General features: G+C 73.0%; 15 protein-coding genes. 6 read left to right on the top strand and 9 right to left on the bottom strand.

The annotated features are described in order from the left end of the window. Nucleotides 1–95: 95 nt before the first annotated feature. Nucleotides 96–1,109 carry a GDP-mannose 4,6-dehydratase gene (gmd, locus tag ACFYY1_RS23275; protein ID WP_388588504.1) on the bottom strand — a complete coding sequence of 338 codons (1,014 nt, stop codon included), beginning with the start codon at nucleotides 1,107–1,109 and terminating at the stop codon, nucleotides 96–98. Nucleotides 1,110–1,248: 139 nt separating this feature from the next. Between gmd and ACFYY1_RS23270 the strand changes: the two genes are divergently transcribed. Then, nucleotides 1,249–2,232, top strand: a complete 984-nt coding sequence (locus ACFYY1_RS23270) for a GDP-L-fucose synthase family protein (RefSeq protein WP_388588501.1) — start codon at nucleotides 1,249–1,251, stop codon at nucleotides 2,230–2,232. Nucleotides 2,233–2,307: 75 nt separating this feature from the next. Here the strand turns inward: ACFYY1_RS23270 and ACFYY1_RS23265 are convergent, their stop codons facing one another. The 3 genes from ACFYY1_RS23265 to ACFYY1_RS23255 form a co-directional block, all read right to left on the bottom strand. Continuing rightward, a complete protein-coding gene (locus ACFYY1_RS23265) occupies nucleotides 2,308–3,855 on the bottom strand; it encodes a sugar transferase (RefSeq protein WP_388588700.1) in 1,548 nt (515 codons plus the stop codon). 390 nt (nucleotides 3,856–4,245) lie between these two features. Next, a complete protein-coding gene (locus ACFYY1_RS23260) occupies nucleotides 4,246–5,241 on the bottom strand; it encodes an MASE1 domain-containing protein (RefSeq protein ID WP_388588499.1) in 996 nt (331 codons plus the stop codon). Nucleotides 5,242–5,310: 69 nt separating this feature from the next. Continuing rightward, nucleotides 5,311–6,141 (bottom strand): PP2C family protein-serine/threonine phosphatase, encoded by an 831-nt coding sequence (locus ACFYY1_RS23255; RefSeq protein ID WP_388588496.1) that lies wholly within the window; start codon nucleotides 6,139–6,141, stop codon nucleotides 5,311–5,313. 284 nt (nucleotides 6,142–6,425) lie between these two features. Between ACFYY1_RS23255 and ACFYY1_RS23250 the strand changes: the two genes are divergently transcribed. From ACFYY1_RS23250 to ACFYY1_RS23240, 3 genes are read left to right on the top strand one after another with little or no spacing between them, the layout of a single operon-like run. Beyond that, complete coding sequence (locus ACFYY1_RS23250; protein ID WP_388588494.1) at nucleotides 6,426–6,725, top strand: DUF1876 domain-containing protein; 300 nt, start codon at nucleotides 6,426–6,428, stop codon at nucleotides 6,723–6,725. A 25-nt stretch (nucleotides 6,726–6,750) separates the two neighbouring features. Next, complete coding sequence (locus tag ACFYY1_RS23245) at nucleotides 6,751–7,860, top strand: XdhC family protein (protein ID WP_388588492.1); 1,110 nt, start codon at nucleotides 6,751–6,753, stop codon at nucleotides 7,858–7,860. A gap of 51 nt (nucleotides 7,861–7,911) precedes the next feature. Continuing rightward, nucleotides 7,912–8,535 (top strand): DUF6629 family protein, encoded by a 624-nt coding sequence (locus tag ACFYY1_RS23240; protein ID WP_388588490.1) that lies wholly within the window; start codon nucleotides 7,912–7,914, stop codon nucleotides 8,533–8,535. A gap of 93 nt (nucleotides 8,536–8,628) precedes the next feature. Here ACFYY1_RS23240 and ACFYY1_RS23235 read toward each other — a convergent pair whose 3' ends face one another. From ACFYY1_RS23235 to ACFYY1_RS23220, 4 genes are all read right to left on the bottom strand, one after another. Continuing rightward, entirely contained in the window at nucleotides 8,629–9,480 is an 852-nt protein-coding gene (locus ACFYY1_RS23235) for a hypothetical protein (protein WP_388588487.1), read from the bottom strand. Between the two features lie 85 nt (nucleotides 9,481–9,565). After that, nucleotides 9,566–11,269, bottom strand: coding sequence for an acyl-CoA dehydrogenase family protein (locus ACFYY1_RS23230; protein WP_388588484.1), 1,704 nt, complete (start codon nucleotides 11,267–11,269; stop codon nucleotides 9,566–9,568). 85 nt (nucleotides 11,270–11,354) lie between these two features. Continuing rightward, nucleotides 11,355–11,966, bottom strand: coding sequence for a TetR/AcrR family transcriptional regulator (locus ACFYY1_RS23225; RefSeq protein ID WP_388588481.1), 612 nt, complete (start codon nucleotides 11,964–11,966; stop codon nucleotides 11,355–11,357). A 197-nt stretch (nucleotides 11,967–12,163) separates the two neighbouring features. Further along, on the bottom strand, nucleotides 12,164–14,251 hold the full coding sequence (locus ACFYY1_RS23220; RefSeq protein WP_388588479.1) for a SpoIIE family protein phosphatase: 2,088 nt from the start codon (nucleotides 14,249–14,251) through the stop codon (nucleotides 12,164–12,166). Between the two features lie 157 nt (nucleotides 14,252–14,408). Here ACFYY1_RS23220 and ACFYY1_RS23215 point away from each other — a divergent pair, with 157 nt between their 5' ends. Continuing rightward, nucleotides 14,409–15,017 carry an ArsR/SmtB family transcription factor gene (locus ACFYY1_RS23215; RefSeq protein WP_388588477.1) on the top strand — a complete coding sequence of 203 codons (609 nt, stop codon included), beginning with the start codon at nucleotides 14,409–14,411 and terminating at the stop codon, nucleotides 15,015–15,017. After that, the gene (locus ACFYY1_RS23210) at nucleotides 15,014–16,306 is read left to right on the top strand and encodes an MFS transporter (RefSeq protein ID WP_388588475.1); all 1,293 of its coding nucleotides are present in this window, start codon (nucleotides 15,014–15,016) and stop codon (nucleotides 16,304–16,306) included. The genes ACFYY1_RS23215 and ACFYY1_RS23210 overlap by 4 nt, the downstream gene beginning before the upstream one ends. Nucleotides 16,307–16,334: 28 nt before the next feature. On the opposite strand, the gene ACFYY1_RS23205 is transcribed toward ACFYY1_RS23210, so the two are convergent. Further along, complete coding sequence (locus ACFYY1_RS23205) at nucleotides 16,335–17,654, bottom strand: DUF2254 family protein (RefSeq protein ID WP_388588472.1); 1,320 nt, start codon at nucleotides 17,652–17,654, stop codon at nucleotides 16,335–16,337. Nucleotides 17,655–17,961 lie beyond the last annotated feature (307 nt).

The following is a 17,961-nucleotide window of genomic DNA, read 5'->3' as shown; positions in this document are numbered from 1 at the left end:
TCCGAAGGTGAGTACGGGCCGCGGCCGGACCGCCGCGGCGCACGGCTCCACCGGGAGTGCGGTGGTGCCGGCTGTCATGTGGGTGCGCGGCGGTGTCATCGGTCCACTCGCACGGCCGCTCCGGCCAGTTGGTCGGAGAGCTGGCGGATGTCGGCCTCGACCATGATCCTGGCGAGCTCCCGCGAGCGCACGACCGGTTTCCAGCCGAGTAGTTCCTCGGCCTTGGTGGCGTCCCCGATCAGGGCGTCGACCTCGCTGGGGCGTTCGTACTTGGCGTCGTGGCGGACGTGCTCGCGCCAGTCCAGGCCCGCGTGCGCGAAGGCGTACTCCAGGAACTCCCGCACACTGACGCCCTCGCCCGTGGCCACCACATAGTCGTCCGGGACGTCGCACTGGAGCATCCGCCACATCGCCTCGACGTACTCGGGGGCGTACCCCCAGTCGCGTACGGCGTCGAGATTGCCCAGGTGGAGATGGGTCTGCAGACCCGCCTTGATCCGGGCCACCCCGCGCGTGATCTTCCGGGTCACGAAGGTCTCGCCGCGGCGCGGTGACTCGTGGTTGAAGAGGATCCCGTTGACCGCGAACATGCCGTACGCCTCACGGTAGTTGACCGTGGACCAGTACGAGTACACCTTGGCGACGCTGTACGGGCTGCGCGGATGGAACGGCGTTCCCTCGTTCTGCGGCGGCGGGGTGGCGCCGAACATCTCGGACGAGGAGGCCTGGTATACCCGGGTGTCGATCCCGCTGGCACGGACCGCCTCCAGCAGCCGGATGGTGCCGAGACCGGTGATGTCACCCGTGTACAGCGGTGCGTCGAACGACACGCGGACGTGCGACTGCGCACCCAGGTTGTAGACCTCGTCCGGCCGGATGTCGCGCAGCAGGTTCACCAGCGCGACTCCGTCGGCGAGGTCGGCGTGGTGCAGGACGAACGAGCGGTTCTCCTCCTCCGGTCCCTGGTAGATGTGGTCTATGCGCTCGGTGTTGAAGCTCGACGAGCGGCGTATCAGGCCATGGACCGTGTACCCCTTGTCGAGCAGCAGCTCGGACAGGTACGAGCCGTCCTGTCCGGTCACACCGGTGATGAGCGCGGTCTTCGCCACGACTCCCCCTTCTCTGGTCGCTCTCTGATCACTTCAGTGGCTGTTGTTCCGCACCGAATACTTCCCGCCGAAATATCGGGATTGAGCGTTCTGCGGCAAAACATCACCGCGGTCCGCCGGTGCTGGCAGAATCCGGGCCATGACGACTGATCTCCCCGGCCCTCCCCAGGAATCCGTTCGTTCCCTCCTACGATCCGGTGCCCGCGTGTTCGTCGCGGGCCACCGCGGCCTGGTCGGCTCGGCCGTGGTGCGCCGCCTCACCGACGAGGGGCACGAGGTGATCACCCGCGATCGCGACCGACTCGATCTCCGCGATGCCGCACGGACCGAGGCGTTCCTGCGCGAGGTCCGTCCGCAGGCCGTGGTGCTGGCCGCCGCCAGGGTCGGCGGGATCATGGCCAACAGCACGTACCCGGTCCAGTTCCTGGAGGACAATCTGCGCATCCAGCTGAGCGTCGTCGCCGGGGCGCACACGGCCGGGGTCGAGCGCTTGCTCTTCCTCGGCTCGTCCTGCATCTACCCCAGGCTCGCCCCGCAGCCGATCCCCGAAAGCGCCCTGCTCACCGGCCCGTTGGAGCCGACCAACGAGGCGTACGCACTGGCCAAGATCGCCGGAATCGTGCAGACCCGCTCCTACCGCCGGCAGTACGGCGCCTCGTACATCAGCGCCATGCCCACCAACCTCTACGGACCGGGCGACAACTTCGACCTGGAGTCCTCGCACGTACTGCCCGCGCTGATCCGCCGCTTCCACGAGGCGCGCCGGGACGGTGCGCCCACGGTCACGCTCTGGGGCTCCGGCAGCCCGCGCCGGGAGTTCCTGCACGTGGACGACCTGGCCGCCGCCTGCCTCCTGCTGCTGGAGCGTTACGACGGCGACGAACCGGTCAACATCGGCTGCGGCGAGGATCTGACGATCCGTGAACTCGCCTCTCTCGTACAGGAAGTGACGGAGTACCGGGGAAAGGTCGAGTGGGACACGACGAAACCCGACGGCACCCCGCGCAAACTGCTCGACGTCTCCCGGCTCGCCTCGCTCGGCTTCGCACCGAGGGTCGCGCTGCGTGACGGGATCGCCCAGACCTACGCGTGGTGGCTGGAACGGCAGCCCGCGCAGAGCTGATCCGGACCGTGGTTCCGGCCGAACAGCTCTGCACGGACGGGTACTTGGCACTCCTGGCATCGACGGCCGCCGCTCTCAGTACGCCCCGCGGCCGTCGGTGACGGCGCGCAGTGTACGGGCCATGAGTCCCAGGTCCGTGGCCACCGACCAGTTGTCGACGTACCACAGATCGAGCGAGACCGTCTCCTGCCAGGACAGGTCGGAGCGCCCGCTGACCTGCCACAGCCCGGTCAGTCCCGGTTTCACGGCGAGCCGCCGGAACTCGCGCTCGTCGTACCGGGACACCTCCTCCGGAAGCGGGGGGCGTGGGCCGACCAGCGACATGTCGCCGCGGAGCACATTGAGCAGTTGCGGGAGCTCGTCGAGGGATGTCCGGCGGAGCAGACGGCCGATTCCGGTCACCCGGGGATCGCGGCGCATCTTGAACATCGGACCGTCGATCTCGTTCGTGGCGAGAAGCCGCTGCTTGTGGCTCTCGGCGTCGGTCACCATGGTGCGGAACTTCCACATCGTGAATGGCCGGTTGTGCTGCCCCTGACGGATCTGGCGGTGGAACACCGGCCCGTCGGAGCCGAACCGCACCGCCGCCCCGATCAGGACCAGCAGGGGCGTCAGCACCAGCAGGCCGAGGGCGGCGCCGACGCGGTCCACCACGGCCTTCAGGGCCGGTTGCGGCCCACGGCGCAGCGGGGGCGCGATGTGCAGCAGGGTGAGCCCGGCGGCGGCGGTGGCCCGGACCCGGCCGGCCGCGATGCCCGAGAGCCCCGGGAGCACGGACAGCGCGAGCCCGCCGTCGTGCAGCCCCCAGGAGAGCCGGCACAGCCGTTCCTCGGAGAGCTGGGGCCCGGGAACCACCAGCGCCAGGTCCGCGTCCTGCGCGAACGCCCCGCCCAGGACGGTCGACACGTCGTCGTCGGCCGGCGCCGGTGCGAGCCGGCCCGGCACCGGGACCCCGCACTCCAGCGGTGCGGTCCCCACCGGGACCGCGGCCACGACCGCGTACGGATGGTCGGCACGGGACGCGAGCAGTCGGACGGCGCGGTCCACGCCCGGAGCCTCGCCCACCACCAGCACCCGCCGGACCGCCCGTGGCGGGCGACCCGGCCACGGCAGCCGCCGCAGGGCCTGCGCCGCGATGCCCGCCGGCAGGCCGGGCAGTAACGCCACCACGGCCGTCGCGGGGTCGAGCGCAGCGCCGCTCGCCGTGTGCAGCACGGCGAGCACGCCTATGAGCAGCAGCCAGTCGCCGGTCGTGCTCAGCACCCCCGGTGGTCCGCCCGGGGACCGTTCCGCGTACCTGCCGCGTACGGCCCGCAGACCGGACCACGCCAGCGCGGCCACGGCCGCGGCCAGCACGGCCCGGGGCTGCCCGCCGGTACGCAGGACGAGCAGGGCCGGAACCCCGAGGCCGAGGAACTCGGCGCCGACGACCACCGGCACGCGCCGGGTCGCCCTGCTCTTCGCGGGTGCCGCTCCGGACCGCTCGCGCGGTGCGGCCGGTGCCCTCCACAATTCATCGAGTCCGTTGCTGCGAGGCCGATTCGAGACGGTGCGTGGACGTGGCGCCCCCGCCAGTCCCACGGGTCCTGATCTGTCCGAATCGGGTAGCTCGACATGCCCCATGAACCCCCCAGTCACAGTCGCATCGTCACAAACGGGGCGCATCCGCCGATCTCATGGACTGACGGATGCGCCCTCGCTCGGTGCACGATATCCACAGACGTGCCATTTCGCTGGAGTTCTCGTGAAATTCAGACATGCGCACTGACTCGGATCTCGTCCCGTTCCGCGCCGGATCTCTTGGTCTGTGAGTAAGTGTTGGCATTTGGAATGCACCTGAATCGGGTTGTGTGCGGACATGTACGCCGGTCAACTGCTGGGCGTGTCCACCAGGTTCATCCGCGACAGCGCGCTGTCGGGAGACCATCCCCGGCCAACAAACGAGCGAGGACGCATGCGGTGACGGCCACTGGCCGGATTGTTTCCGTCAGTGGTGCCGGGGAAGTGTGGTGCTCAGTGGCCGTCGGGTTCGTCCTCGGGCCGGGACGGCCACGCGGCCGCGGCCCTTCCCGGTGCCAGATGATCGACCACTTCGGCCAGTTCCTCGCAGGCGCGTTCGATCCTCTGCCGGATATTGCTCTGCTCGGTCACGACCGCCGCGAGCAGCAGCGCGGTCAGCGCCACGCAGCCGTTGAGCACGGTGAGGTTGATCATCACGTGAAGGAGCGTCCGCCCCTCGAACGGACCCACCCCCTGCGTTCCCGCGACCGCCGCCAGGACCGACACCAGCAGGGCGCAGGGCGCGCTTCCCGCCAGCTGGAAACGCAGGGCCGCCCAGATGAGCACCGGAAAGACCAGATAGATCATCGACAGTGAGCTCCGGGTCGCCACCAGGGAGACCGTGACGGCGACGATCAGCAGCGCGCTCGCCTCGATCCACCGGTCGGTGGCCCGGGGCATCCGCAGCCTGTGCAGCACGAGCAGCACGGGGGTGACCACGAGCACCCCCATCGCGTCCCCCGACCACCACGCGGCCCAGACCGGCCAGAACCCGTTCAGCGGCAGCTTCCCGTTCAGCGCCAGCATGCCCGTGCCCACGGTCGCGCTGATGACCATCCCGGCCAGCGCGCCGAGGAAGACCAGCATGACCCCGTCGCGCAACCTGTCCAGCTCCTTGCGGAAGCCGGCTCTGCGCAGTATCAGGTACGAGCACACCGGGGCCGCGGTGTTGCCCGCCACGACGGCGAAGGTGGAGGGCGTGACCGAGCCGGTGAGCGTGGCGACGACGAGGAGGGAGCCCAGCGCGATCCCGGGCCAGGCACGCAGACCCAGGTGGATCAGGGCACCCAGTGCGATGCCCGTCGGCGCCCAGAGCGGGGTGACGACCGCGCCATGGACGGACACCTCCCGGATGAGGCCGAGCCCCCCGGCCGCGTAGTAGGCAGCGGTCACGGCCAGGACACGGGGCGCGGCCGCGGCCGCACGTCTGGTTCTTTCGCTGCGGATCACGCATCTCATCAGACACTGCCCCGGACGGGTGGCGACTGTTTGACACGCTTCACCCGGAAGGTCGCGGTTTCAGCACCGGCCGGGGACGGTTCCGTGCCGCACCACGAGCACGGCGGCGTCGTCCTGGTGACCGGTCTGCTCCGCCGCCCGCAGCACCACGTCGGCCAGCTCGCCGGCGTCGGCGCCGACCCGTGCCCGCACCAGCCGGGTCACCGCGTCCAGACCCTGGTCGATCGGGAACGAAGGCCCCTCCACCACCCCGTCCGTGACCAGGACGAACGCGCCCGGCGCGGTCAGCCTCCGCCGGGTGACCGGATAGCGCTCGCCCGCCTGGATCCCGAGCGGCAGCCCACCCTCGTCACTGGTCACCCCGGACCGCCCGTCGGCCGTGGCCCACACCGCGGCGACATGCCCGGCGCGGGCGCTCTGCAGCTCCCGGGACACCGGGTCGAGACGGACGAACGTACAGGTCGCGAAGAGGCCGGAGCCCACCGAGACCAGCAGGTCGTTGGTCCGGCCCACGACCTCGCCGGGGTCCGGGGCGGTGGCGGCTATCGCCCGCATGGCGATGCGTACCTGCCCCATGAACGCGGCGGCCTCGACGTCGTGGCCCTGCACGTCCCCGATGGCGAAGGCCAGCGCACCGTCCGGCAGCACGAAGGCGTCGTACCAGTCGCCGCCGATGTCCAGCCCGTTGCGGGCGGGCGTGTACCGGGCAGCGGTCTGGAGCCCCGGGCGCGCGGGCAGCGCCGCCGGGAGCATCTCGCGCTGGAGCACCTCGGCCAGTTCCACCCGGGCCCGGTGCAGCTCCACCTCGCGGCGGGCCCGGGAGGTGAGCTGCTGCAGCGTGGTGAGCAACTCCTCGGCGCTCGCCGAACGGGGAGGACGACGCCGGTTCATGGGCCGCTCCGCACTGCGGTTGTCCGCACGGCACGGGGCCTGCCGCGACGGGGCCGGCCGGGGCGCCGACGGACCGGATTCCGGGCGGCGGCATCGCCCGCCGCCGGTGGAATTCGACACCCCGCATCCTATTTCGGCGATGCGATCCCCGCAGGGCGAGTTCCGGCGGTTCGATCCCCGGGGACGGGCCGGAACGCGCGAACCCGCCCGGCCGGGTGGATGCTGGTGGCAGGACCGCGTCGAGGCGGCGCATCGCGACCGGACGCGGCCGCAGGAGGTGCGCGATGACCCGCACACTGGAGTGGAGGCTGCGCCTCGGTCTGACCGAGGACGACGGGACGACCAGGGCGGAGGCGGTGCTGGACACCGGCTCCACGAAACTCACCGGACACGGTGTCGCCCGCTGCAACCCGCAGGACGTGGACGTACCGGCCATCGGCGACGAACTCGCGGCGAGCCGTGCCATGAAGGACGTGGCCGCCCAGCTGATGAAGGCCGCCGACACGGACCTGGAGAACATGGGCGCCGGACCCGCGAGCGGCCCGGTGACCCCGCCCTACGCGTGGACCGACAGCACGGCCTGAGCATCCGGGAGCAAGGTGGCCCGCGATGCGCGAGATCCTGCCGGTGCTCGGCCGCTGGTACGCCGCGGGCGAGCCGTTCGGGCTCGCCACCGTCGTCGCGGTCAGCCGCAGCGCGCCGCGCGGCCCCGGCGCGGCGATGGCGGTGGGGCCGGACGACGAGGTCGTGGGCAGCGTCTCCGGCGGCTGCGTCGAGGGAGCGGTCCTCGAACTCGCCAAGGAGGTCGTGGAGACCGGCCGGGCCGGACTGGAGACCTTCGGATACAGCGACGAGGACGCCTTCGCCGTCGGACTGACCTGCGGTGGCGAGATCACACTCCTCGTACGCCCGGTGACGGCGGCGTCCGACCCCACCTTCGGCGAGGTCGCGGCGGCGGTCGCCGGGCACCGCCCGGTGGTGGTCGCCACCGTGACCGATGGACCCGCCCCACGCGGTGCCGCCCTCGCGGTCCGGCCGGACACCGTGTCGGGGTCGCTGGGCGCGAGCGGCCTGGACGCCGCCGTGACCGCTGACGCACGCGGGGAACTCGCCCAGGGCGCAACGGGGTTGCGGCACTACGGCCCCCATGGTGAACGGCGCGAGGACGATGTCGCCGTGTTCCTCCAGTCGTTCGCCCCGCCGCCCCGGATGCTGGTCTTCGGCGCGATCGACTTCGCGGCGGCGGTGGCCCGGATCGGCGCGTTCCTCGGATACCGGGTCACCGTCTGCGACGCCCGCCCCGCCTTCGCCGACGCCCGGCGCTTCCCCGCCGGTGCGGAGGTCGTCGTCGACTGGCCGCACCGGTATCTGCGCGGCACGCAGACCGACGGGCGGACCGTGATGTGCGTACTCACCCATGACCCCAAGTTCGACGTCCCGCTGCTGGAGGTGGCGCTCCGTCTCCCGGCCGCCTACATCGGCGCCATGGGCAGCCGCCGGACCCACGAGGACCGGCTGGCCCGGCTGCGCGAGACGGGTCTCGGCGAAGCGGAACTGGCCCGGCTGCGTTCCCCCGTCGGCCTCGACCTCGGGGCACGCACCCCCGAGGAGGTGGCCGTCTCGATCGCCGCGGAGATCGTCGCCCTGCGCTGGGGCGGCACGGGCAGCCCGCTCACGGACACGGCCGGGGCGATCCATCGCCGCGCCCCGGAACGGTAACGTCGTCGCGGAAGTGAACGATTGCGTACCGCCGGGTCCCTGGGGGACACCATGTGCTGGAGTGCGACCGCCGACCTCGTCGCCGGAACGGGCATCGCGGCCATCGGGGTGGTGTGCGTGGCGCGGGTGCGCCGGGTGCGCGATCTGCCGCTCGCGGCGCTGCCGCTGCTGCTCGGCGCCCACCAGATCATCGAGTCGGTGATCTGGAGCTCGGGCGGCGGAACCGGCCCCGCCACCCTCGCCTGGGCCGTCATCGCCCTGCCGGTGCTGCCGCTGTGGGTCCCGCTGGGGGCGCTGTGCGCCGCCCGGCCGGGTGCCCGGCGCCGCCTGCTGGCCCCGCTCGCGGCCGGAACCGTGACCGCCGTCGCCCTCGCGTACGCCCTGGCGACCCGTCCGGTGACCGCCGAGATCCGTGGGCACACCCTCGGCTACGCCCTCGACCTGCCCCGCCCCGGAATCCTGGTCGCCGGCTACCTCCTGGCCACGGTCGGCGCCCTGCTCCTGGCCGGGGACCCGGTGCTGAGGCGGCTCGGGGCGCTGGCCGCCGTCGGGGCCGCCGTCTGTGCGGCACTGTGGCGGCTGGAATTCGTCTCGACGTGGTGCGCCTTCGCGGCGGTGTGCTCGGTGATCCTGCTGGCCCGGCCCCGCCCGGACCCGGCGACCGGAGGTGCCTGAGGGCTGTTCCGCAGCCCCCGGCAGGTGTGCGACGACAGCCGTCAGATCTTCGAGGCTGTTCCACAGCCCCCGGCGGGCGTGCGACGACAGCCGTCAGACCGTCCCGGGCAGGCCGATCGGGTTGGGGAACGGCAGCACATTCGCGGCCAGTACCTGCCGGGCCGGCAGCTCCAGGGCGGCGAGCAGTTCGTCCACCGCGCTCTCGGCGAGGGGACGCAGCAGCCGGGCGGCCAGCCGGTCGGTGGTGGCCTCTACGAGCTCCCGTTCCCGACGGCCGCGTGGCGTGGCAGCGGACTCCGCGTCGATCAGGCCGCGGGAGCGGAGCCGTTCCCCGGCGTCCGCCCACTCCGCCTCGCTCCAACCGCGGTCGAGCCGGATGCCCTCGCGCGGGACACGGCCCGTGGCAGCGGCGAGCACCAGGGCCTCGGGGGCGTCGAGACCGTGGTCGGCGAGTGCTGCGTTGTGCGCGTCACCCCGGAACTCCCGCAGCGCGGTGGTGAGTTGCCACAGGCTCTCCACCGGGTCGGTGCGGTCGCACAGCGGCCGGTTGGCGGCGAACAGCGGGCGGGCCTGCGGGGAGGCGTCGGCCACCATCGCGGTGAGCGGCGGGATGAGCGGGCCGGCGAGGGCGTCGATCTCCGGGACGAACCTGCGCAGCGCGCTCGCGGCGAGCCGGGCGCGCAGGTCGGTGAGCTTCTCGGGGGTGACGACCCGCCAGGCGTCGGGCAGCGCACGGGCCACCATGCCCGGCGCGAAGACACCCAGGACGGCGGTGGCGGCCTCCGGGCGGATCCGCCCCATGGGGGCCGTACGGGTGGCGAAGTACCCCATCCAGAAGCCCTTGAGACCGACGGACCTCCCGATGCCCCGGCACTCCTGGTCGAAGTAGAGCACGGCGTGCAGGGGCTCGGTACGCAGCCACAGGGTGCGGGGTCTCGACTCCATGCGGCCAACCCTAGACCGGCCGGCAAGCGGGGGGCGGGAGCCCGGCCCGGCCCCGGCCCGCCCGCCCGCGCACACCCCCGACGGCTCAGTCCGCGGCGCCGAAGTGCCGCTCCACGATCGCGGCGGCGTCGGTGCCGCGCGGCAGGATGCCGTACTGGTGGCCGCGGCCCTCGCCGAGCCGGGCGGCCACGAACGCCTCGGCCGACGCGGCGGGAGCGTGACGGAGCATCAGCGAGGCCTGCAGGGCCAGCGCCATGCCCTCGACCGAGGCCCGCGCCCGGGTCTGCGCCGCGAGCGGGTCGCGCAGGTCGTCGGCCAGCTCCCGGCGCACCCGGCGGACATGCGCGTCCAGTACGGAACTGGCACCGGCCGTGGTCTCCAGCTCGGCCCAGAAGGCGTCCAGCGACTGCGGTGTACGCCCGATGCCCCGCAGCACATCGAGGGCGATCACGTTGCCCGACCCCTCCCACACCGCCATCACCGGCTGCTCGCGGTAGCGCCGGGCCAGCGGCCAGTCCTCGGTGTAGCCGTTGCCGCCCAGGCACTCCAGCGCCTCGTAGGCGTGGTGCGGGCCGCGCTTGCAGATCCAGTACTTGGACACCGCGGTGGCCAGCCGGCGGAACATCTCCTCCGACTCGCCGCTGCCGTTCTCGTACGCGCGGGCCAGGCGCAGCGAGGTCCAGGTCGCGGCCTCCGTCTCCAGCGCCAGGTCGGCGAGGACCGCCGTCATGGCCGGCTGGTCGGCCAGCCGGGCACCGAAGGCGCTGCGGTGCCGGGCGTGCCAGATCGCCTCGGACACCGACTGCCGCATGCCCGCGGTGGTGCCCAGCACACAGTCGAGCCGGGTGTGGTTGACCATCTCGATGATGGTCGGGACTCCGCGGCCCGGCTCGCCGACCCGGACCGCCCAGGTGCCGTCGAACTCCACCTCGGAGGAGGCGTTCGACTTGTTGCCGAGCTTGTTCTTCAGCCGCTGGATCCGGACCGTGTTGCGGGTGCCGTCGGCCAGGACCCGCGGCACGAGGAAGCAGGTGAGTCCGGCCTCGGCCTGGGCGAGCACCAGGAAGGCGTCCGACTGCGGGGCGGAGAAGAACCACTTGTGCCCGGTCAGCAGATGGGCCCGGCCCTCGGGGTCGGAGGCCAGCGGGACGGCCCGTGTGGTGTTGGCGCGTACGTCGGAGCCGCCCTGCTTCTCCGTCATCCCCATGCCGAAGGTGAGCCCGGACTTCTCGCCCGGGGCGATCAGCCGGGGGTCGTACGCACGGCTGAGCAGACCCGGCAGCCAGTCCCGGCCCACCTCCGGATCGCGCTGGAGCACCGGGACCACGGCATGAGACATGGACATCGGGCAGGCGTGGCCGGGCTCGATCTGGGCGAACAGCATGAAGGACGCCGCCCGTGCCACGGCAGCCCCGGGCTTCGGGTCGGCCCAGCCCGCGGTGTGCGTGCCGTGGTGCACGGCCTTGCCGATGATCTCGTGGTACGCGGGGTGGAACTCGATCTCGTCGACGCGGTTGCCGTACCGGTCGTGGGTGCGCAGGACGGGCGGCGAGCCGTGGGCGAGCTCCGTGGCGGTCTGGAAGCGCTCGGAGCCGACCAGGGCGCCGATCTCGTGCAGCTCCGGTTCGTGCCAGGCCGCCCCGAAGGCGCGGACGGCCTCGGCGAGCGGCAGGTTGGTGCCGTACTCGTCCAGGTCCACCCGGGGCGGTGCCTGGTTGGTGACCTCGTGGGTGGGGTGCGGAGCGGGGGCCCCGGGCCGCAGGTCGGTCCGGTGCGGGGTGACGGTCATGGCGGGTGATCCTGTCCTGGTAGACGGTCGGGGCGGCGAGGGAAGCGAACCGGGGCGGGCCGGTACGGCGGGTGGGCGGCCCGGGTCAGGTACCGCCGGCCCCGACCGCTCTGAGACACAGCGCGGTGATGCTCTCCACGACGGGCCCCGGGTCGGTGCGCGCGCCGACCGGCGAGAGCGGGCCGAGCAGCGCCTCGCCGACCGCCCCGATCACGGCGGCGGCCGACAACCGGGCGTTCTGCTGGGGCAGTTCGCCTGCCTCGATCCCGGCGACGATGACCGTCTCGGCGAGCATGTGGTAGCCGCGCCGGTAGGTGAGCCGCTCCTCCTCGACGAGCGGGTCGACCGGTTCGGCCAGCAGCGCCCAGGCCGTGCGCGGACTGCGCAGCGCGCGGTGGGAGAAGACCTCGACGAGCGCGCGCAGCTGATCGGTGGCGCCGCGCCGTGCCTGGACCGCCTCCCGTACCGCGTCGAGCTCATGGCCCGCGACGTGCCGGAAGACCGCGGCGAGCAGTTCCTGCTTGGAGGCGAAGTGGTTGTACACGCTGCCGGTGGCCACGCCGGCCCGCCGGGCGAGCGCGGAGACGCCGGCCGCCGAGTATCCGCCCTCCGCCAGCAGCTCCCGCGCGGCGTCGAGCAGCCGTTCACGGTGGGCGAGCCGGGTCGCCTCCGTACGGGCGGTGGGTCGGTAGGCCATGGTCTGAACCCCGATTCATATCTTTTGTTGTCCAGCCAACCACTGTTGCTGTCCGGGGGCAATGGCCCGGCGCGCACCCGTTGTGCGCCCAGCCGCCTCGCACGGGCCCGGCGCCTCGCACGGGCCCGGCGCCTCGCACGGGCCCGGCGCCTCGCACGGGCCCGGCGCCTCGCACGGGCCCGGCCGTGCCGCGCCGGTCAGTGGTCGTCCGTGGCGGAGCCGATCTCCTGCTCGGTCCACAGGGTCTTGCCGTCGGCGCCGTACCGGGTGCCCCAGTGGGCGGCGAGCTGGGAGACGATGAACAGCCCGCGCCCGCCCTCGTCGACGGTGCGGGCGTGGTACAGATGGGGCGCGACCGAGCTGCCGTCGTGCACTTCGCAGGTGAGCGTGCGGTCCAGGATCAGCCGGAGCCGCAGCGGAGGGGCGCCGTGACGGACGGCGTTGGTGACCAGTTCGCTGACGATGAGTTCGGTCGCCTCGATCGTCTCCTCGTCGAGGTGCCAGCTGTCGAGCCGGTCGCGCATGAGCGTGCGGGCGACGCCCGGCGAGGTCAGGTCGCTGGGCAGGTCCCAGGTCGAGAACCGGTCCGGCGGAACGACGCCGGTGCGGGCCAGGAGGAGGGCGGCGCCCTCGGGGTGCGCGTCGGCCGGCAGGTTGTAGACCACGTCGTCGCACAGGTCCTGGAGACTGCGGCCGGGCCTGGCGAGGGCCTCGCGCAGACCGGCGGGCTGCCGGCCCGTGGGTATCGGGGTGCCGGAGAAGAACGCCAGGACGCTGCCTTCGTCCAGGGCGAAGGTGGCGGTGGCGAAGAGGGCGCTGTCGCCGGAGAAGAGCCGGGGCCCCTCGGGTACGTCCAGGGGGGCCGTGGTGCCGTCGGGGGTGATGAGGCCCGCTGTCGCGTTCCCCGCCCGCGCGATGGTGCAGGTACCGGCGAACGGGTCGTGGACGGCGTACATGCACGTGCCCGTGAGGGTCTGTCCGAGCAGCCGGTCCATGGGCGGCAGTGCCTCCCGTTCCCTGGCGAGGCGTTCGGTGGTGTCGGCCAGCCTGGCCAGTACCTCGTCGGGCTCCAGGTCGAGTCCGGCCAACGCGTGCAGGGCGGTCCGCAGCTGGCCCATGGTGATGGCCGTCTGGAGCCCGGGTCCGTCGACGGCGCCGACGATCAGGGCGGTGCGGGCACCGGAGAGGCCGATGGTGTCGAACCAGGACCCGCTGTTGCGTCCGGGCAGCAGGACATGTGCGGTGTCCAGGGCGACGTTGCCGTTGTCGCGCTGCGGCAGGAGCCGGCGCTGGACCGTGGACGCGATCACATGGTCGCGCTCGTACTGCCGTGCGTTGTCGATGCTGAGGGCTACGTGGGCGGCGGCCGTCAGCGTCATCGGGAGATCGTCCTCCACGAAGGGTTCCGAATCCCGGCACCGGTAGAGACTCACCAGGCCGAGGACCGCGCCGTGCAGTTTCAGCGGCACCACGATCATGGAGTGGGCCCCGGTCGCCTCGATCAGCCGCGCGCTCTCGGGGGCCGTGGAGAGCCAGGGTGTACGGGGGCCGAGCCGGACCAGGCGGGGCCGGAGGTCGGACACGGCCAGCGCGTAGGGCGTACGGGCGGGCAGCCGGCGCATCTCGCCGACGAGCCCGTCGCGGTGACCGTCCGCACCGTGCCCCCGTAGGGCCACGCGGCGCAGCGGCACGTCGTGCCCCAGCGGCCCCGGCGGCGGATCCGACCCCCGCAGCACCTCGTCCACCACCTCGACGACGGCCAGGTCGGCGAAGACCGGCACCACGGCCGCGACCAGCCCCTCACAGGTGGCCGCCACATCGAGCGACCTGCCCACCCGGGTACGCACCGCCGCCAGGCACGCCGACCGGGTGCGCGCCTTCTCCTGCTCGTCGACATCGACGACCGTGGCCAGCAGCCCGAGCGTCCGCCCCCGCGCGTCGTCCAGCCGGTTCACGGACACCTTCAGGCTGCGGTCGGGCCCGGCCCCGTCCACGAGCCGGCCGCGGACCACGAGACCGCGCACGGCCGCCCCGCTGTCCAGCACGTCGCGCAGCACCCGCTCCGCCTCGTGCGGCCGTTCCAGCCGGTACGCGTCGGTGAAGTACCGCCCCGCGAGGAGCTCGGCGGGAACGTCGTCGGGCAGGAGGTTCGCCCGGACCACCCGCAGCTGTGTGTCCAGTACATGCAGCCCCACGGCGGACTGGGCGAACAAGGTGTGCAGGATCGCCGCCCCCATGGCGTCGGTCCCTTCCGACTCGGGGACGGGTGCACCGGAATCCGACACGCATTCACCCCTATCAGACTCCGCCCCTACCGGGATCGGCAGGTAGGGACAAGCGTCGGTGCACCCTGCGGACTTCGCCACCGGAGGACCGCCCGCGGCCTGCGGAGCAAGATGTGAGAGTTGACTCTCACAAAATATGAGAGGAAGCTCTCACGTCATGGATTCCCCTGATCGCCTGGGCGATATCGAGATCACCGATCCACAGGCCATGCGGGCGCTGGCGCACCCGGTGCGGCTGGCCATCCTCGACCGCCTTCGGCGGCACGGGCCCGCGACCGCAACCCAGCTCGCGCCCGACGTGGGCGCGACGCCGTCCGTGACCAGCTGGCATCTGCGCCATCTGGCGGGCTTCGGACTGGTCCGCGACAGCGAGCCGGGCCCGGACCGCCGGCAACGGCGATGGGAGGCGGCGGCAGGCGGCTTCCGGTTCAGGACGCCGCAGGACCCGGCCGACGAGGAGGGCCGGTCGGCCGCACGGGCGCTGTCGCAGGAGATGTTCCGGCGCTCCGCCGACCTCCCGGCCCGGTGGGCCGCCGAGGTCGAACCCGCACTCGATCCGGCGTGGCTCGGCCAGGCCGGGCTGGCCAACACCCGCGTCGTCGTCTCCGCCGAGGAGCTCGCCGCCATCGAGGAGGGGATCGAGCGCGTGCTCGCGCCGTACGTCACCCGTGACGTGGACGAGCGGCCCGCCGATGCCCGCGGTGTCCGGCTGCTGCGTTACGTCCTGCCGGAAGGCGCCGAGGAGCAGACCGGACGGACACCGTGACCGCCCCGGACCGGAGCGCCCCGCCATCGCTGTGGCGGGACCTGCGGTTCCGCCGCTTCTGGGCCGGTCAGTCGGTCTCCCAGTTCGGTGACCGGATCACCGAACTGGCCCTGCCCCTGATCGCTGTCGGCGCCCTGGACGCCACGGCCAACCAGGTGGCGTGGCTGACCGCGCTCGTCTGGACCCCGAACCTGCTCGCCATGGTCCTCGGCGCCTGGGTCGACCAGCGGACCCGCAAACGCCGTCTGATGATCCTCGCCGACCTGGCGCGGGCCGCGGTGCTGCTCAGCCTCCCGGCGGCCTACCTCCTGGACGCGGTGACACTGGGGCAGTTGTACGTCGTGGCGTTGCTGACCGGTGCCGCCGGGGTGCTGTTCAACACCGCCTGGCCGCCCTTCTTCGTGCGTCTCGTGCCGCGCGCGTCCTACGTTGATGTCCACAGCAGACTCAGCGCCGCGCGGTCCGCCTCGTACGTCGTCGGCCCGGCCGTCGGCGGCCCCCTGGTCCAGGTGCTCACCGCGCCCGTGGCCGTCGTGGTGGACGCCCTGACCTTCCTGGTGTCGGCGGTCCTGATCGGCAGGGTTCCGGTCGAGGAACCACCGCCCGCTGCCACGGAGGCGTCCTTGCTGCTGAGGCGGGCCAGGGACGGCCTGACCTTCGTCGTCCGGCACCCGGTGCTGCGGGCCGGACTCGGCTGCGCGGCAACCGTCAACTTCTTCACCTTCGTGGCGGGCAGCGGGCTGTTCGTGCTGTTCGCGGACCGGACCCTCGGGCTCTCCGCCGCGGTGATCGGCATCGCGTTCGGGACCGGCGCGACCGGTTCCCTCCTCGGCGCCGTGCTCGCCCCGAGGCTCTCGCGACGCTTCGGTGTGGGGCGCGGCATCGTCATGGGCTCGGTGCTGTTCCCGGCGCCGATCGCCATCGCCGCCGCCGCGGACGGCCCGCTCTGGCTCCGGGCCGGGGCCCTGGCCGCCGCCCAGTTCCTCTCGGGCTTCGGCGTCATGCTGTTCGACGTCAACCTCAACTCCCTCCAGGCCACGGTGATCCCGGACGGCATGCGCAGTCGCGTGGCCGGCGCGTACAGCACGATCAATTACGGCGTACGCCCGGTCGGCGCCGTCGTCGGCGGGCTGCTCGCCACCTTCATCGGCCTGCGGGCGACCCTCCTCGTCGCGGCCGTCGGCGGAGCCCTGTCGCTGCTCTGGCTGCTGCCCTCGCCGATACCCCGCATCCGCTCCCTGGTTCCGGACGACACCATGGACGGCCACAGCCGGCCGGCGGCCCCGTGATCCGACGGGTGATCGTCCGCCCTCGGCCTCAGCCGGGGGAACCGCCCCGGGGCGACGATCCGCCCAGCCCCTGGCGATCGGGTACATCGGCCACCGCCGACAGCAGCGGATCGGGGAGGGCCGCCGAGGACAGGCGTTCCAACGCGGCCGTGCGCCGGGCGAGTTCCTCTCGGCGCGACGGCGGCGCGGCAGCGCTCACGCGCTCCAGCAACGCCCGCAGGCGCCGGACGACCTGCGGGTTGGACGACCCGTACATGAGCGTCTCGTCCAGGGCGAGCGAGACGAGGTCCGCCCAGCCGGGCGAGGGGTACGACACCCGGGGAGCGCCGGTCGCGTCGAGCAGCCAGGCGTCGCCCAGGGAGCGCTGCGACAGTTTCAGGAGCGCGTCCTCGATCTGGTCCAGGGACTGCACCGCCGTCGTCGGGTCGTTCACGGCCGGAGAGAGGGCCCTGACCGTGATGTCGGCCAGCAGCCGGAACCCGTACGGGGCGTCCTGCTCCACGGTGCGGCTGGGGCCGTACCGGACGCAGGCGGCGACGTGCTTCGCCAGGCGGGTGCCCGCGCCGACGCCCCGGTCGTGGGCCGGCTCCAGGAACGCGACCGTGTCGTGGGCCCCGACGAAGTCCCCGATGGTGTGGACGAAGCGGATCCGCAGATCGTGGCGGGCGGCGATCCGTACGAGCTTCGGTTCGTCGACGGAGAGCAGTACGGCCGGCCTGCCCCCGCGCATGACAGGTACGCGGTCGGCACGGTCGGCATCACCGGTGGGCGGCGCGGGCACCGCGGGCCCCGGCGGATACGCCTGGTCGATGACGGTGCGGAGCCGCTCCCCGACCGCGCGCGAGAGCCCGCCGCCGGTCACCGCGTGCCGCAGGGAGGCCAGGAGGCGCAGCACCACGACGGAGTCGACCAGCACCAGCCCCACGGCGAAGGTGACGCCTCCCCGGGGGACATGGGACTCCCGCACCTGGCTGAGGGCCACGAGCGCGTACAGGGCGGTGCCGATCAGGAGTCCGAAGAGCACGAGGTACCGGCTGAAGTGTCCCAGCGCCGCGACCAGCCGGGGAGACATCGACTGGACGGTCTGGATCACGAGCGTGATCGCCGTGACGATGAAACCGGCGAGCGTGATCATGCCGCCGGCGATGGCGGCGAGGGTCGCCTGCGCCGTGGACGCGTCGAACCCCAGTCCTGCCGTCGGCAGATGCCGCTCCCAGAGGGGTACGGCCCACCCGAGGACGGCGCCGAGCACGACCAGGAGAACGGCCGCGGCGCGGCTGCGCAGGTTGCGGGCCCGGTGGGAGCCCCTGCTGCGGCGGGGGCCCCGGGCGCGGACGGGCGGCGTCATCGTGGGACGCGCGGGGAGCACGCGGGGCGGGGTGCGGGTGCGACGCTGCTCATGCCCCTCCCGTCAGCCATGTCCGTCCCCGATGCCGTCGCATCCAGGACCGCCATCGTGGAACTTCGCCCCGGGTCCCACAAGCCGCGAAGCTCCGGTCGGGCGACGACGCCCGCTACGGCACCGGGTTCCGGTACCGCCCCGAGGGCCGTCCCCCGTTCGGAGCAGGCCCGATCGTGCCGCGCCGCATGCCGGAGGAGGGTGGGCCGGACGCGTCCGCGTACGCGGACCGGCAGGATCACGCGAGAGGGAGACC

Source organism: Streptomyces sp. NPDC001890, from assembly GCF_042891445.1.
Classification (GTDB): domain Bacteria; phylum Actinomycetota; class Actinomycetes; order Streptomycetales; family Streptomycetaceae; genus Streptomyces.
Note: the sequence above shows the minus strand (reverse complement) of the source record. Positions and strands in the feature narration are given on the sequence as shown.

Coding starts and splice junctions, on each gene's coding strand:
- ACFYY1_RS23270 (WP_388588501.1), top strand. CDS start 1,249: ATGACGACTGATCTCCCCGGCCCTCCCCAGGAATCCGTTCGTTCCCTC.
- ACFYY1_RS23265 (WP_388588700.1), bottom strand. CDS start 3,855: ATGGGGCATGTCGAGCTACCCGATTCGGACAGATCAGGACCCGTGGGA.
- ACFYY1_RS23255 (WP_388588496.1), bottom strand. CDS start 6,141: ATGAACCGGCGTCGTCCTCCCCGTTCGGCGAGCGCCGAGGAGTTGCTC.
- ACFYY1_RS23250 (WP_388588494.1), top strand. CDS start 6,426: ATGACCCGCACACTGGAGTGGAGGCTGCGCCTCGGTCTGACCGAGGAC.
- ACFYY1_RS23245 (WP_388588492.1), top strand. CDS start 6,751: ATGCGCGAGATCCTGCCGGTGCTCGGCCGCTGGTACGCCGCGGGCGAG.
- ACFYY1_RS23240 (WP_388588490.1), top strand. CDS start 7,912: ATGTGCTGGAGTGCGACCGCCGACCTCGTCGCCGGAACGGGCATCGCG.
- ACFYY1_RS23235 (WP_388588487.1), bottom strand. CDS start 9,480: ATGGAGTCGAGACCCCGCACCCTGTGGCTGCGTACCGAGCCCCTGCAC.
- ACFYY1_RS23230 (WP_388588484.1), bottom strand. CDS start 11,269: ATGACCGTCACCCCGCACCGGACCGACCTGCGGCCCGGGGCCCCCGCT.
- ACFYY1_RS23225 (WP_388588481.1), bottom strand. CDS start 11,966: ATGGCCTACCGACCCACCGCCCGTACGGAGGCGACCCGGCTCGCCCAC.
- ACFYY1_RS23215 (WP_388588477.1), top strand. CDS start 14,409: ATGGATTCCCCTGATCGCCTGGGCGATATCGAGATCACCGATCCACAG.
- ACFYY1_RS23205 (WP_388588472.1), bottom strand. CDS start 17,654: ATGACGCCGCCCGTCCGCGCCCGGGGCCCCCGCCGCAGCAGGGGCTCC.